General features: G+C 60.8%; 12 protein-coding genes and 3 pseudogenes. 2 read left to right on the forward strand and 13 right to left on the reverse strand.

Annotated features, from left to right (window positions below; translation table 11 throughout):
- The 3 genes from ACZ1GU_RS01520 to ACZ1GU_RS01530 all read right to left on the reverse strand — a co-directional run bounded on the left by ACZ1GU_RS01520 (window position 1) and on the right by ACZ1GU_RS01530 (window position 2,371).
- Entirely contained in the window at window positions 1-501 is a 501-nt protein-coding gene (locus ACZ1GU_RS01520; protein ID WP_472646375.1) for a GNAT family N-acetyltransferase, read from the reverse strand.
- The gene (gene ribA, locus ACZ1GU_RS01525; RefSeq protein ID WP_472646376.1) at window positions 498-1,424 is read right to left on the reverse strand and encodes a GTP cyclohydrolase II; all 927 of its coding nucleotides are present in this window, start codon (window positions 1,422-1,424) and stop codon (window positions 498-500) included. Before ribA ends, ACZ1GU_RS01520 begins: the two co-directional genes overlap by 4 nt.
- A gap of 149 nt (window positions 1,425-1,573) precedes the next feature.
- Entirely contained in the window at window positions 1,574-2,371 is a 798-nt protein-coding gene (locus ACZ1GU_RS01530; protein WP_472646377.1) for an exodeoxyribonuclease III, read from the reverse strand.
- A 269-nt stretch (window positions 2,372-2,640) separates the two neighbouring features.
- On the opposite strand from ACZ1GU_RS01530, the pseudogene ACZ1GU_RS01535 reads away from it, so the two are divergent.
- A pseudogene (locus ACZ1GU_RS01535) lies at window positions 2,641-3,911 on the forward strand (alkaline phosphatase).
- A gap of 551 nt (window positions 3,912-4,462) precedes the next feature.
- Here ACZ1GU_RS01535 and ACZ1GU_RS01540 read toward each other — a convergent pair.
- From ACZ1GU_RS01540 to pabB, 5 genes and pseudogenes are all read right to left on the reverse strand, one after another.
- A pseudogene (locus tag ACZ1GU_RS01540) lies at window positions 4,463-5,139 on the reverse strand (LolA family protein).
- Between the two features lie 142 nt (window positions 5,140-5,281).
- On the reverse strand, window positions 5,282-5,449 hold the full coding sequence (rpmG, locus tag ACZ1GU_RS01545) for a 50S ribosomal protein L33 (protein WP_472646378.1): 168 nt from the start codon (window positions 5,447-5,449) through the stop codon (window positions 5,282-5,284).
- 131 nt (window positions 5,450-5,580) lie between these two features.
- Complete coding sequence (gene arfB / locus ACZ1GU_RS01550) at window positions 5,581-5,997, reverse strand: alternative ribosome rescue aminoacyl-tRNA hydrolase ArfB (RefSeq protein WP_472646379.1); 417 nt, start codon at window positions 5,995-5,997, stop codon at window positions 5,581-5,583.
- A complete protein-coding gene (locus ACZ1GU_RS01555) occupies window positions 5,990-6,715 on the reverse strand; it encodes an RluA family pseudouridine synthase (RefSeq protein WP_472646380.1) in 726 nt (241 codons plus the stop codon). The genes arfB and ACZ1GU_RS01555 overlap by 8 nt, the downstream gene beginning before the upstream one ends.
- 109 nt (window positions 6,716-6,824) lie before the next feature.
- The gene (gene pabB, locus ACZ1GU_RS01560; RefSeq protein WP_472646381.1) at window positions 6,825-8,651 is read right to left on the reverse strand and encodes an aminodeoxychorismate synthase component I; all 1,827 of its coding nucleotides are present in this window, start codon (window positions 8,649-8,651) and stop codon (window positions 6,825-6,827) included.
- 110 nt (window positions 8,652-8,761) lie between these two features.
- Here pabB and ACZ1GU_RS01565 point away from each other — a divergent pair, with 110 nt between their 5' ends.
- Window positions 8,762-10,348 (forward strand): helicase HerA-like domain-containing protein, encoded by a 1,587-nt coding sequence (locus tag ACZ1GU_RS01565; RefSeq protein WP_472646382.1) that lies wholly within the window; start codon window positions 8,762-8,764, stop codon window positions 10,346-10,348.
- A gap of 24 nt (window positions 10,349-10,372) precedes the next feature.
- Here ACZ1GU_RS01565 and ACZ1GU_RS01570 read toward each other — a convergent pair whose 3' ends face one another.
- The 5 genes and pseudogenes from ACZ1GU_RS01570 to ACZ1GU_RS01590 all read right to left on the reverse strand — a co-directional run bounded on the left by ACZ1GU_RS01570 (window position 10,373) and on the right by ACZ1GU_RS01590 (window position 15,160).
- A complete protein-coding gene (locus tag ACZ1GU_RS01570) occupies window positions 10,373-11,455 on the reverse strand; it encodes a glutathione S-transferase (protein ID WP_472646383.1) in 1,083 nt (360 codons plus the stop codon).
- Window positions 11,456-11,508: 53 nt separating this feature from the next.
- Window positions 11,509-12,954, reverse strand: a complete 1,446-nt coding sequence (locus ACZ1GU_RS01575) for a sensor histidine kinase (RefSeq protein ID WP_472646384.1) — start codon at window positions 12,952-12,954, stop codon at window positions 11,509-11,511.
- A pseudogene (locus tag ACZ1GU_RS01580) lies at window positions 12,951-13,717 on the reverse strand (response regulator). Before ACZ1GU_RS01580 ends, ACZ1GU_RS01575 begins: the two are co-directional and overlap by 4 nt.
- Before the next feature lie 98 nt (window positions 13,718-13,815).
- Window positions 13,816-14,514 (reverse strand): EF-hand domain-containing protein, encoded by a 699-nt coding sequence (locus ACZ1GU_RS01585; protein ID WP_472646385.1) that lies wholly within the window; start codon window positions 14,512-14,514, stop codon window positions 13,816-13,818.
- A 262-nt stretch (window positions 14,515-14,776) separates the two neighbouring features.
- Window positions 14,777-15,160 (reverse strand): VOC family protein, encoded by a 384-nt coding sequence (locus tag ACZ1GU_RS01590; RefSeq protein ID WP_472646386.1) that lies wholly within the window; start codon window positions 15,158-15,160, stop codon window positions 14,777-14,779.
- Between the last annotated feature and the right edge of the window lie 54 nt (window positions 15,161-15,214).

The following is a 15,214-nucleotide window of genomic DNA, read 5'->3' on the forward strand; positions in this document are numbered from 1 at the left end:
TCAGCCAAATGCGGATGAGAATTTGACCTCGCCTTCAGGCAAATCGCCATCCAGCACGAGGCACTGGAAGTATTCTGCCGGGCCGCCCGCATAGGTGAGCTGTGGTTCATGCTTGAAACCGAAGCGTGGATAATAGTCAGTGCTGCCCAGCAAGACGATACCCTTGGCTCCGCGCTCCCGCATATCGGCGATAGCGCGGCGGATTAGCCTGCCGCCAATGTCCTGCCGCTGAAGCTCGGGCACGACCGAGACCGGGCCTAGGCCAAACCAACCAGTCGCCCCGCCGCTGATCGTGACCGGCGAGATGGCTATGTGTCCGACAATGCGTTCTGCATCCTCCGCCACGAGCGATAGAGCAAGGTCACCGTCAGCGCGCAATTTGTCGATCAGATCCGGTTCGTCACCGTCACTAAACGGCATGTCGCGAAAGGCCACTTCGGTGATCGCGTGGATCGTGCCTTCATCGCCGGGCGCTTCGGGTCGGATTGTGATGGCGGTCATGTCAGCAAATGTCCCGATTTGTCGCGCTTGGTTGCGAGATAGCGCGTGTTGTGGGGGTTGTCTGGCAATTGGTGCGGTACGCGTTCGCTGATTGTAATGCCGGCGGCGGTGAGCGTGTCGACCTTTCGCGGATTGTTTGTCATTAACCGAACGCTTCGCGCACCGATCAGCTCGAGCATGCGTGCGGCAACGGGGAAGTCGCGCGCTTCATCGGGCAGGCCGAGCCGCTCATTCGCCTCGACCGTATCAAAGCCCACATCCTGCAGGCCGTAGGCGCGCAGCTTGTTAATGAGGCCGATCCCGCGCCCTTCCTGCCGCAGATAAAGCAGCACGCCCCAACCGCCTTGTCTGGCCTCCTCTGCCATCGCGTGAAGCGCTGCGTCGAGCTGCGGCCCGCAATCACATTTGAGGCTGCCGAAAGCATCTCCGGTTAGGCATTCGGAATGCAGGCGAACCAGCGGTTCTTTGTCGCCATTCTGCGTGCCGATGATGAGGGCTGCGTGCTCGCGGATGTCAGCCGTTGAGCGGAATGCGATGATCTCCGCATCGGTGCTGGCGATTACAGGCAGGCGCGCGCGCGTCGCGATCCGCAAGGCACCGGTGTGCGTGTAATGATCGAGGTCGCTCGCCGCGAGCGGCAGTGTTTCGCCTGCTTTCTGCGGGGCAATCAAAAAGGCGGGCAGGATCCCGGCGATGCGCGCCAGCTCAAGCGCCACCTTGGCGGTCTCCTCCCACTCGATGCTTTGCGCGCGGAACGGCCCCTTTAGCGGGTTACGTAAATCAAGCGCCGGGTCGGCAATTGGCAAGGCGGTGCTCAGATCAAATGGCTCTCCGCCAGCGATCACCACTGGGGCATGCGGGACCGCTGCCTCGCGCTGATTGGCTAGCTTTAGAGTCACCGCGCGCGCGCAGGAAATCAGCATGCGGTCAGCTGTCGCCTCTCGCGCAATCGCCGTCTCCACTGGCAGCAAAACGGGTCCACCAGCAAAAGCCAGCGGCCAGCCATGGCGCAGAGCATCGACCGCCTGCGCCGCGCGCCGTTCAGGAGACGGGGTGGGGAGGTCCGCCTCGCTCAGAGGTCAAACTCCGTGATCAAAGGAATGTGGTCAGACGGCTTTTCCCAGCTGCGCGCGTCCTCAAGGATGCGGTGCCCGCTCGCCTGTTTTGCAAGCTCTGGGCTCGCCCACATATGATCGAGCCTTCGCCCGCGATCGTTCTTGCGCCAGTCAGGCGATCGATAGGACCACCAGCTGAAATAGCGCTCTGGATCGCGGATATGCTCGCGCCCGATATCGACCCAGCCGTGCGCGTTCCTAAACCGGTCCAGCGTCTCTATCTCAATCGGTGTGTGGCTGACCACTTTGAGCAACTGCTTGTGGCTCCATACGTCGCTTTCGAGAGGGGCAATGTTGAAATCGCCGACAATCATGGTGGGCTGGTCAATGGAGCCCGCCCAGTCGGTCATGCGGGCCAGAAAATCGAGCTTCTGGCCGAATTTCGTGTTCACCTCGCGGTCGGGAACATCGCCGCCAGCGGGCACATAGACATTGTCTAGAGCCATGACCGGCGAGCCGCTTTTGAGCAGTTCGACCCCGACATGACGCGCTTCGCCATTGGCCTGCCAATCATGCCGCGAATATTCGCGCAGCGGCAGTCGGCTAATCGTTGCAACGCCGTGATAACCTTTTTGCCCGTGCACCGCGATGTGCTCGTAACCGAGCGCTGCGAGTGGCTCGGCAGGAAACTGATGCTCCTGACATTTGATTTCCTGCAGGCACAGCACGTCGGGCGCTTCTTCTTTCAGAAAACGCTCAACCAGGGGCAGGCGCAGACGGACAGAATTGATATTCCAGGTGGCAATCGAGATCATGCGGCTTGCCATAAGAGGCGCACGGCGCGCGCACAACATTTCCCTTTATCGTCACAATGGAAAGCGATAGCGAAGCCGATAACTGGTTGGAGACCTTAAAGATGAAACTCACCCGCACGCTTACGATTGCGCTTGCCGCCTGCACATTGCCGCTTGGCGCTTGCACCTATGCCGAGGGCAGTCAGAGCGTGGCGAGCACACCCGCTCCTGGGGTGCAGCAAGCCGAGGCGAAAAAAGCCAAAAACGTCATCCTGTTCATAGGTGATGGCATGGGCATTTCGACGATCACTGCCGCGCGGATCTATGCCGGGCAGAAACTGGGCCAATCGGGCGAAGAATATGTCCTGCCATTCGAGCGGTTCGAGAATGTCGCTTTGGTCAAGACCTACAATACTAATGCTCAGGTCGCTGACAGCGCGGGCACAGCAACTGCGATGCATTCGGGCGAGAAGACCAAGATTGGCGTGCTTGGTGTCAGTTCGAGTGTAACGCGCGGCGATTGCGCATCGGGCCTAGCCAACCCGCTCCCGCTATTGGGCGAAGAGGTGAAACAGCGCGGCCTTGCGCTCGGCATCGTCTCCACCGCTCGGATTACCCATGCGACCCCGGCAAGTGTCTACGCCCGCAGTGCTGACCGCAATTGGGAAGCATTCATCGAGGACGAAGCTGAGCGAGCCTGCAAGGACATCGCGACTCAATTGGTCGAAGCCGACTTTGACCTTGCTCTGGGGGCGGGCGTCATTCTTTCTTTGGCAAGGATAATGATGGTCGGCGGCTTGAAGACAATGCCGATTTGCCAAGTCTTTGGACTGCGCGCACGGGCGGCATGTTCGTGCAAGATGCGCAGCAATTGGCTCAGGCGCCGATGGATGTGCCAGTGCTGGGGCTGTTTTCGAACAGCCATATGACCTACATGGCCGAGCGCGCGCAGGATCCGACCAAAGGAGCAAGCGAACCGACCCTGACTGAGATGACTGCGACCGCCATTTCGCGCCTCAAGTCGGACCCAGAGGGCTATTATCTGATGGTCGAAAGCGGGCGAATCGACCACGGCCATCACGCTGGCCGGGCAGGCGTTGCGCTTGAAGAAGCGGTCGAGTTCGCCAACGCGATTCAGTATGCGATAGAGAACACCGATCCGGAAGAGACGCTGATCATGGTGACGGCGGATCACAGCCATGTGTTCACGATTGCGGGCTACCCGCGCCGGGGGAACGACATCTTGGGTCTGGTCGTGCCGCCATCAGACGGTGGAGACGAGGTAGCGGAGGCCGCGAAGGCAAAGGACGGCAAGCCATATACGACACTCGGCTATGCTAACGGCCCAGGGGCCATCGAGCATGACCACGAAAACGGTCGCCCAGTGCCAGAGACCGGAATTGCAGCGCAGCAGCAGGCGGCGATCCCACTGGGGAGCGAAACCCATGCGGGCGAAGATGTCGCGCTCTATGCGCAGGGACCGGGCGCGGAGAAAGCACGCGGCGTGATCGAGCAGGACGTGATCTACGACATTATCCGCGGTGCGTACGGCTGGGAGTGAGTTGAGGATTTGAATTCTGTTTGTACATCGCATCCGCGATGCGATTTCCACTTCTTGTTTTTTGCCCTCAAACGCCGGGCGGCGGACATCCGTCCGCCTTGGCTTTTCTCGCACGAGCTCGGGCGCGCGTTCGCGCTTGCGAGGCCCGCGGCCTCGAACCATTCCAGGCTAACGACTTGGTTGCGAAGCTCGGCTGCGACGCGACGCTTTATCCACTATTCGGGTTAGGCGTAAGCGAGAATTGTTCGCCGTGAAGACCGGCGCGCAGCGCACGTCTGGTGCGTGAGCACCGGAAGCTGAGCGGTGGGCAATTCGCAGCAAGCATAAGGCGAATAGGCAGCAAAAAACCCTCACCCCGGGGGCAATGGGATGAGGGTTCCATGTGAGCGTTCGTCACGCTTGCACAAGCCAGCTGTGTTGAAGGTTGGGGCAACAGGGGGAAACCCGCCTTCAACTGACTTGCCTTAGAAAATTACGCGTTCTTGCCTTACGGGTAAATGAATATTCGCCTTGGCTTGTCGTATTCCTACAACTTTACGCGGACAAAGCGTTCATCGCGGTCGACGAGACGATGGGCGCGGATCCTTGAAGCGAAAGGCGCTGTCCGGAACCGACATTCCATAGCGGTGATTCGCGAGCCGCACAGTGGTACGGTGATTCTGCGAATCGAGGGCAACCCAATGGGTGAGCTGCCAGCCGCCAGGCGCCGATGCATCGCGAACCATGATCAAGTTGATCACGCCGAATTCGGGCCGCTTGGGATCGCGAACTTCAACGCTCAATACATTCTCATTCCCGGTCGGAATCGGTTTGCCGTATTTGCGGACATCACGCTCGGGGTCGAGAAGCGCACCAAGCGGCGAATTCTTGATTGGCCAGCGCTCGACCTGCTTCACGTCATAGTCGACGAGGTACATCGACCGGTACCGTTCGACACGACCAGCAGGTTTGCGTCCTTTTGGTATTCGAAACGGATCTTGCCCGGACGCTTGAGTGTCATCGTGCCGGAAACGCGATTGCCTTGCCGGTCGATCTGCGAGAAATCGGCGCGCATAGTCGAGATCGCGCGCAAAGCTGCGGCAGCCTTGTCGAGCGCATCGCTAGACTGCGCGTGAGCCGCTGGCGCAGGAGACACGCTCAGCGGAGAAGGCGCACCGAATGCGGTGGCAACAGCAACAGCGCTCGCTGCTATGGCAAGCGTAGGCTTGTGAGATGAAAAAAGTCGCATGTTCATGCTTTCAGCAATTAGAGCTCAAGCGTTGAACTGCGGCTGAATTGATCGCTTGGCAAGAGTGCAGGATCGAAATTCAGCGGAGAGTTGCGTGTGCCTCGCTCGGCGCGAGGCCCACCAATCGAAAATCAAGCAAAGCTTACTTGATCTTGGCTTCCTTGAATTCGACGTGCTTCTTCACGACCGGATCATACTTACGAAACACCATCTTTTCGGTGATGTTGCGCGGGTTCTTTTTGGTCACGTAGTAGAAACCCGTGTCGGCGGTCGAGACGAGCTTGATCTTGACGGTTGCGGGCTTCGCCATCGCAGTTTCCTAAATCTATCGTTGGTGGGCTGCCCCAAGGGGGTCTGAGCCGAAAAATATAAGGCGACGCACACGCATCGCCTCGCAAGGGCGCGCCAATGAGCGATTCAGGGGTAAGAGTCAAGCCATTCTCACCAGTCCGAGCGGCTGACCTTGCCGCGTTTGGCCTTTACTTCGCCGCGCGCCTTCTTCGATTTGAGCCGTTTGGCCTTGCCCACCCGGTTGAGCCGCGTCTTGGCCCTGCGTTTGGGCTGGCGATGCGCGGCTTCGAGCAATTCTTCCAATTTGGTGCGGGCGAGCGTGCGATTGGCTTCCTGAGTGCGGTGCTCCCGCGCGGTGATCAGCAATTCACCAGCAGCCGTGAGCTTGCTGCCCGCGAGCGAGCGGAGCCGCGCGAAGACCGGCGGCGGCAGGCGCAAAGCATAGATGTTGACCCGCAGCTGCACTTCGGTTGCCACCTTGTTGGCGTTTTGCCCGCCAGGTCCTGAGCCGGCGAGGAAACTTTCCTCCGCCAGCGCGTGCGCGCGATCGATCAGACCGTCATCCATCGTCGGCCAAAGAAGCGCGGGTTGGCGGTGCGGAGGGCTGCTCGGGCGCGGTCATTCCGGCGCGCGCAAAATCCTCAGGGAAGGGCGCAAAAGCGGTGATGTCGGGCTTTCCTTCGCGCTCGATCGTGATTGTCTCTGCATGAAGCATGGTGCGACCCGCGCCGCGATGCTGGCCGTGGACCGGGCCATAGACCGGATCGCCAAGCAGCGGCGCGCCAAGGCCTTGGAGTGCGTGAACGCGCAATTGATGCGTGCGGCCAGTTTCGGGGCGGAAACGGATGAGCGAGCGGGTGCGGTCGCCTTCACCGATGGTTTCGAGCAGCTCCCAATGCGAGATCGCGTTCTTGCCCTTCTTCGCCGCGATCATGCACCAGCCTTTTTCAGCCGAGCTGATCTTCGACAGCGCCATCTCAATGCGTCCGGACTCGCCAGAGGGGTGACCGTCGAGCACCGCAAGATAGCTCTTGCCGACCGCGCGATACTCAAACGCCTTGTTGAAGCGCTTCAATGACTTGGGATTGCGCGCGAGCAGCAGGCAGCCGCTGGTGTCAGTGTCGAGCCGGTGGACTGGCATCGGTGGCCGCTGAAAGCCGAGCTTTAACTGCTCCCAATGATCCGCAAGGCACGGACCACCGCGACGCGGGCGATCGACCGGCAGACCGGCGGGCTTGTTGATGACGAGCGCTTCGCCGTCTTCGAAAAGGATTTCGATTGTCATTGTCTTCTTTTTCCTTGCCGCCCGCGCCCTCTACCCCTCCACCCGGATTATCACACCGGGTTACGATCCGAGTGAAAGGGTGGAGGGCGCAGGTTGGCTACGACATCATCTATATCAGTTTCGCAGCAAAAAGCCCGCGCACGGCATTGCCGAGCCAGAATCCGTCTTCGAGATCGGCCAAAGTCAGCTCGCCTTCGCGCGCCTTTCCTTCCGCGATCAAGTGCTCGCGCAAAATGCCGGGCAGCAGGCCGAGCGTCGCGGGCGGGGTGATGAAGCTGCCATCGTCCTGCTCGACGAAGACATTGGTGAAGCTGCCTTCGGTCACCAAGCCATCATCGCGCACGAGCACGGCTTCGCCCGCGCCGGCGTCTTTTGCGGCGGCCAGGGCATCTTCGTAAAAGCTGCGGTCGGAGCTCTTGTGCGCAAGCCGCCAGTCGGATGGATCGAGCGGATTGGGCAGCGCGATGCACGCGAGCGGCTCGTCGCTCGGCATTGGCAGCGGGCCAGTTTCAAGCGCCAAGGCTCTATTGCGCGAGACCAGCAGCCGCACCTTGCACGCGCTTTCAAGATCAAAGCATAGCGCCTGGATCTGGTTGCGCGCGGCATGGCGATCAAAGCTAGTGCCAAGTTCTGCCGCGCTGCGTTTGAGCCGCGCCAGATGCAATTCGAGCAGGTCAATCCCGCTCTCCGGCTCAAACCGCATGGTCTCAATCAGGTCGAATTGCGGCGCGGTGAGATCGGGCGAAGCGCGCCGCGCAAATCCGGCCTTTACTTCGCACTCGCGCCGCTCGGCCATCATGTCGCTATCAGCCACAATCGCAGAGCCGACGCCGAGCACGGCGTTGCCTTGCGCATTTTCGATCGGGCTGAGCCGCAAGGTGCGGATCGCAACATTGAACGCGGCGCTACCGTCTGCATCGATCCGGCCAATCGCGCCGCAATAAGGGCCGCGCGCATCGCGCTCGACTTTGTGGATCAGCTCCATCGCGCGGATCTTGGGTGCACCCGTGATCGAACCGCAAGGGAAGATCGCGCGGATGAGATCGCTCGGTCCTTTGCCGGGCGTAAGCCGCGCGCGCACGGTCGAAACCATCTGGTGCACCGTTGGATAGCTTTCGACTGCAAAAGGCTTGTCGACCCGCACGCTGCCGGGTTCCGCCACCCGGCTCAAATCGTTGCGCATCAGATCGACGATCATCAGGTTTTCCGCCTTGTCCTTGACCGAGGTCGCAAGGTCCTCGCGCAAGGCAGCATCGCTCGCCGCATCGTGCCCGCGTGGGCGCGTGCCCTTCATCGGCTTGACCTTCGCCTCGCCATCTTCAAACGCGACGAACAATTCGGGAGAAAAGCTAAGGAGCCAATGCGCGCCGTCGAACAGCACGCCCCCATAGCCTGCATTGCCCGCGCCGCGCAGCTGAGAATAAAGCGATATCGGATCGCCGCGGTAGGAGCCCGCGAGCGGATAGGTGAGGTTGGCCTGATAAATGTCGCCCGCGCGGATTGCTTCCTGCAAAGTCTCGAAGGCGTCAGCATAGCCACCGGGCGACAATTGCGGGTCAAGCGGACCGATGCTCGCATCGCCATCCGAACGGGAAGCGAGCCATCTGGGCACGTTCCGCGCCGGGATCTCATGTGGCTCATCGAACAGGCCAAGCCAGACCAGCGGACCATTGGCGCCGCTGCGCGCCCGCGCCAGCTCAAACGTCTTTGGCTCAAGCGCGAGGCCCGCTTCATAAGCGATATAGCCCGCCAGCGCGCCGCCGGTCTCAGCCTGCGCACGCCGCGCATTTTCCAGCACTTGCTCGACGTCACCCGCGCGATAGGCTGCAAACACCTCGCGCGGATTCTCGTAAAGCAGAGCAGGTGCAGGCTCGCCCGCGCCGTCCGCCACGGCGCGCGCATCATCAAGCAGAATGAAAGGGGTTTCCTCACCCATATCGAGCAGCCTTAGAGCAAAAACCGTCCAAGTCGACACCTTGACCGCATTGCCCGCGCGCTGCACATGTTTTTCAAACGAAAATCTGACGAAAAGGGCGTCCAATAATCATGAGCGACATAGCAGCCGACATCTTTCTGGGCCTTGCCGCCAATGGCGAAAACCAGCACCTGGCCTTGAGCCGCGCGAACCGCCACGGGCTGATCGCAGGCGCGACTGGCACGGGTAAAACGGTGACGCTGCAGGGTCTGGCTGAAAGCTTTTCGGCCAATGGCGTTCCGGTGTTTGTCGCGGACGTGAAGGGCGATCTGTCTGGCATCGGAATGCCGGGCAGCCCGACCTTCAAGCATGCGGACAAGCTCGAAGGTCGCGCCAAAGAGCTTGGCATGGACGATTACGGCTATTCCGATAACCCGGCAGTGTTCTGGGACCTGTATGGCGAGCAAGGCCATCCTATCCGCACCACGATATCAGAGATGGGCCCGCTGCTGCTCGCGCGCTTGCTCGACCTCAACGACACGCAGGAAGGCGTGCTGCAGATCGTCTTCCGTTACGCCGATGACAATGGGCTATTGCTGCTTGATTTCGGCGATCTTCAATCGATGCTGCAATGGGCGAATGAAAACGCGAAAGAGCTTTCGGGCAAATACGGCAATGTCTCGAAGCAATCGGTCGGCGCGATCCAGCGCCAATTGCTAAGCTTTGAATCGCAGGGCGCGGACTACTTCTTTGGTGAGCCAGCACTTGAGATCGATGATTTCATTCAATGCGATGATCAAGGGCGCGGCAATATCAATGTGCTGGCAGCCGACAAGCTGATGCGCAGTCCGAAGCTTTATGCGACGTTCCTCTTGTGGCTGCTCGCCGAACTGTTCGAGACCCTGCCCGAGGTCGGCGATCCGGAAAAACCCAAGCTCGTTTTCTTCTTTGATGAAGCGCATTTGCTGTTCGATGACGCGCCCAAAGCGCTCGAAGAAAAGATCGAGCAGGTGGTTCGCCTGATCCGATCCAAGGGCGTCGGCGTCTTCTTTGTCACGCAAAACCCGATCGACATACCTGAGGAAGTCGCGGGCCAGCTCGGGAACCGCGTGCAGCACGCCTTGCGCGCCTTCACCCCGCGCGATCAGCGCGCGATCAAGGCGGCGGCGGAAACCTTCCGCATCAACCCCGATCTCGATATCGAAGAAGCGATTACCGAGCTGAAAGTGGGTGAGGCACTGGTTTCGACCCTGGACGAGGACGGCGCGCCTACCATCGTGCAGCGCACTCTGATCAAACCCCCGCGCTCGCGCCTTGGCCCGGTGACCAAGAAAGAGCGTGCGATCATTCAGTCGATCAGTCCGTTTGAGAACAAGTATGACGAAGCAGTCGACCGCGAAAGCGCCGAGGAAGTGCTTGCGCAGAAGGCGGCTGACGCGGCTGAGACCGCCGAAGAAGTCGCTGAAAAAGGCGAAGAGGAAGTCGGCAAGCGCGCGCGCAAAACCAAGAGCATGTGGGAAAAAGCCATTTCGCGCGGCACCAAGGTTGCCGCTGGCGGCATGGCTGGCGCGGCGGCCTCTGCTATGCTGGGCAAGAAGTCTCGCGCCAATCCGATGCGGTCCGGAATCACATCCGCCGCAGGATCCATCGCCACAGATCTGGCCGGGCCGATTGCAGGGCGGTTTGTCAGGAACCTGATCGGCGGATTGATGAGGTGATAGCGGGCTTTCGTCCGTATTGGCTCAGGCAATCCGCAAAACATGGTCCTCAAAACTGAGGCGAACCGGCATGTCGAAGTCGATCAGCGCTTCGCCTCCTGCCTCGCGCAGCATGGTCTCGCACGCCTCCCGCTCTTTACCCTCGAGTGAGCGCAAGTAATCAAGCCCGCGTTGCAGCATCCATAGACTGAACGGGATCGCGATCCGCTCTGCGCTCACGCCTTCAATCTCGAATCCGGCCATGCCGAGCGCGCGCGGCAGGTCAGCGCCGGGATTGCCGGCATGCCATTGGTCCAGCATTTGCGCGACTCTCTGCAGATGCGGCACTTGCTCGCACATCATCCGGGCGAGCACCGGCATCACTGTCTCGGGCACCTTATCGCCTGCCAGAAACTCGCCTGAGCGCGCCTGCGGTATAATCATCCGCTCGACCCAGGCCGCCACCCGCGGGGCGAGGCGGCGCATGATTTCACCGCTCGCGGGGTCGCGATAATTGTGCGCGTAGAGCGGACCGATCAGGCCATAATCACCGATTGAAGGGCGCGAGCCGAACAGAAAGTCATGCGCTTCAAAATGCACATTGAGGTCAGCCAGCAGTGCTTCATAGCTCGCCTCGACCGCAGGAATTGTCGCTTCGTTAATGCCCAGCATCGGCACGAAGCCGCGAAAAGCGGCGCCGCGCTCCTTGCCAGCGGCATATTGTTCCTCTGCTGTGCCATCTGGCAGCGCGACCTTGCCGAATTCGCCGTAAACCCACTCCTCATTGTAGTTCCAGCGATAGTGCATCGCCGGGATCACCAGCCACTCATCGCCAAAGCACTCGAGCAGCAAAGCGGCGAGTTTCTGGCGTGGACTATCAGGGTAGATACTCGGCTCTTCCTCGCTCACTTCGAAATGATCAATGATGAGCGAGGTGTCCTGCAAGACTTCTCCGGTTTCGGTCTGCAGCACGGGGATCACCGGACGCCCGACATTCGGGACGATCACGTCGCGGTAGACATCTGGCGTGGAGAGCACTTCGGTGTAATCGACACCCTTCCAATCGAGATAAGCACGGGCCTTTCCCGAATAGAGCGACAGCGGCGCGGCGTAGAGCGTGTGGGGCAAGGAAGGTCTCCGGCTTTGAGGGCTCAGCGTCCTAACGCGGCCTCGCCTTACTGTCAGCCTTTGGGCAGGCGCATTTCTGCCTGCAGGCCGACAATGCCATCGGCATCCCGGCGATTGGTGAGCGAAAGCGATCCGCCATGCTGTTCGGCAATGGCGCGCGCTAAAGTCAGGCCGAGTCCTGCGCCGCCAGTCGCGCGGTTGCGAGACCCTTCGCCGCGCGTGAACGGCTCGAGCATATCGGCGATTGCCTCGTCAGGGATGCCCGGCCCATCATCGTCGACGCACAAGATGATGGCATCTGCATTGTCGGCCAGTGAGACGCGTGCAGTGCCGCCATAGCGCACCGCATTGCTGACGAGATTGCGCAGTGCGCGCCTGACCCAGGTGACCTGCACAGGCGCGACCAGGCGCTCACTCTCAACCAGGGTCACGGGCTGATCGAGATCCTCGAATTCGTCGACCACGCTGGCGGCAAGTGCGCCTAGATCGACCGGCTCCACTGCCTGAGACAAGCGGCCCACGCGGGCGAGCGCCAGAATATCATCAAGCGTTTCGGTTATGTCTTCGATGCTGGCGGCCATCCGCTCACGCTGCAAATCGTCGGGCACGCTTTCGATGCGCACCCGCAGGGCGGCAAGCGGGGTTTTGAGATCATGACCGATCGCGCCGAGCATTACGTCTTTCTCATCGAGCAGCGCCGCAATTCGCGTCTCCATCGCATTATGCGCCGCGATCAACCGCCGCATATCAGCAGGGCCGCTTTCCTCGAGCAAAACCACCTGATCCGGCTTGCGGGAAAAATCGGTCATCCGCGTGGTCAAAGTGGCAAGCGGACGCGTGATGCGCCTCAAGACAAAGTACAAAAGCGCAAACAGGATCGCAAAGATCAGCACTGTTTGCAGCACGATCGTTCCGAGTGCATTTCTCGGCGCGCGCGGCGCCGCGACACGGGCGACCATCCAGTCGCTCGAACCCAACTGCTGAACAGCAGCCACTAGAATAGTTCTTTCCTGCCAGCCGGGTCGATCAGGCTGCGCCCTGTTTTCCACGAAGCGGCGGACAAACGGGTCATCGGCGGCTCGCCGCTTTGTGATAACGATCTCGCCCGCGACGATATCTTGCTGTGCGAGCACTTCTCGTAGGGCATTTTCGTATTTGGCAAGCCGCTCTTCGTCATCCTGGATCGGAGAGGTCTCGACCGTCTCGATCCCAAACCTCATCCGGCCTCCAAACGGGCCAGGCGGCAGTTCGCGAACCGGCAATCCAAGTTCGCGCCGTTCTGCTCGCCTTGCTTCCCGCCGCGCGCGTCTCTCTGCGATTTCGGGTCGGGTGACTTCTATCACGAGGCGGAAAGCGAGCGCGCTCACCAGTGCTGTTTCGCGGCGATCTTCGGCTGCGCGGTAGAGAAGCACTGCCGAAATCGCCTGGCCAACGAGCAAGCCGAGCGCGAGCACGAGCATCACTTGGCCAAGGAGGCTGTTGGGCAGCAGCCGCTTCATTGGCTCTCAGACTGGTTTGGCGAGGGGGCGAAGCGCTTTACTTGTGCCGCGAAGCGATAGCCGCCGCCGCGTACCGTCTGGATCAGCAGCGGGTCGCGGCTATCGACTTCGATCTTTCGGCGCAGCCGGCTGACCTGATTGTCGACTGCGCGGTCGAACAGCTGCGCGGTGCGACCTTGCACCATATCGAGCAGCCGATCACGGTCCATCACCTTGCGCGGATTGTCGAGCAATGCGCGCAGCAGGCGAAACTCGGCGGTCGAAAGCGGTACGGTCACGCCTTCGGGGTCGATCAGCTTGCGTTTGAGCGGATCGAGCACCCAGCCTTCGAAGTGATAGTGCCAGTCCTGCTCATCCGGCAGGCTGCTGTTTGCAAACCCGCTGCGCTGCGCGCGACGCAAGACGGAGCGGATGCGAGCGACCAATTCGCGCGGCTCAAACGGCTTGGTGACATAGTCATCCGCGCCCAGTTCCAACCCGACAATGCGATCCGTGGATTCGCCTTTGGCAGTGAGCAGGATGACGGGTAGCCCGCGTGTCTCAACCAGATGGCGGCAGAGCGAGAGACCGTCTTCGCCCGGCATCATGATATCAAGCAAGACGATATCGGGCACCGCGTTCACCAGCACGGCGCGGGCGGTACCGCTGCGCTTTCAGCTTCAGTAACAGCGAAGCCCTGACCGCGCAGATATTCGCCTAAGGGCTCGCGCAGGCTCGGCTCATCGTCGACGAGCAGGATAGAGGTGTGGGCGGCTTCGTTCATGGATCTGGTGGGGCACAGGCATGGCGCGAGCCAGCCCGCTGCGCAACCCATGGAAGGGATGCGAGCGGGCCGAGCACTATGTCAGCAATTGCCTTTGATTAGCGCGATTCGCGCCGTTCCATGCGCTGGCCGCGCATTTGCTCGCGGCGTTCGCTGCGCTGCGCACGGCGTGCTTCGCGAGCGGCTTCGCGCTCTTCAGCGGTTATTGTTCCCGAATCGTCGGTATCGACGCGGGCGAAGCGAGCCTCAATCGCCGCATCAAACTCGGCGCGGCTGACGGCGCTATCGCCATTGGTATCGGCACGGCGCAGCATGCGCTGCGCACGATCGCCGCCTCTGCCGCCCCGCCTTGCGCGATCACCGCGTGCCTCGCGGGCTGCTGCCATCTCGGCTTCACTCACACCGCCGCTATTGTCGGTGTCGAGGCGCTCAAACCGGCGAGCCTGACGCTCTGCGCGGCGCTCAACACGGCGTTCTTCGCGTTTGGCATCGCGGGCTTCGCGTGCGGCGGTCATCTCAGCTCGCGAAAGCTCACCATTACCGTCCGTGTCGGCGGCTGCGAAGCGCTCAGCCCGATTGGCTGCGCGATCTTCGTCGTTGAGCACACCATCGCCATTGCCATCCATGCGGGCGAAACGCTGGTCGGCGTGAGCCTTGGCTTCATCAAGCGAGACGATGCCGTCGCCATTCGCGTCGGCCTTGCCTTTGCCGCCGTGGTGATCGGCCAGGGCAACACCTGCAGTCCCGACGCCAAGCGCCAGGGCTGCTGCCGAAAGTGTGAGGGTCAATTTACGCATTATCGTTCTCCGAATTCAGTTATTCTCAAGAGCTGCGGCGGCGCACCGGCTGGCCCAAACGAAGTGGGAGGAGTGGCCAGCTAGCCCTTTGTGAGGGCCATCAGGGGTATGTATATTCGGCAAAAACCGCCGCAACTCATGACACTCCTTTTAAGCGGCTAATGTCGCAGGATTATCCCTCAATTCAGTAGAATTGTCGCAAATTGTATCAGAGCTCGGGGCTTGTTCATTCATGAGCAAGCCGCCCTCTCCGGTTTGCCTGTTACCCTGATGCTTGGGTCATACAAAAGGCGTTGAGCTTGTTGCCATCCGGATCGCGGAAATAGCCTGCATAAAAGCCATCATCGCCGCGTGGGCCGGGCGCGCCTTCGTCGCTGCCGCCATTGGCGAGCGCCACGTCATAGACAGCCTGCACCTTTTCCGGACTGTCGACTTGCAGCGCGACCATCGTGCCATTGCCGACCGTTGCCTCTTCCCCGTCGAACGGCTTGGTCGCGGCCACGCCTGGTGCTCCGCCCATGGAGCCCCATGCGATGAAAGTGTCGAAGTCCATCATCCGCCCGACGCCGAACTGCTCGGCAATCGCGTCATAAAATTTCGCCGCGCGCGGTAAGTCATTGGTTCCCAGCGTTACATATCCGATCATTGTGATGTCCCTCTTCTTGGATCGCGGCGGGCAGTGATCACCGCGACTCGATGA

It is taken from the genome of Erythrobacter sp. HA7-11 (genome assembly GCF_055693605.1).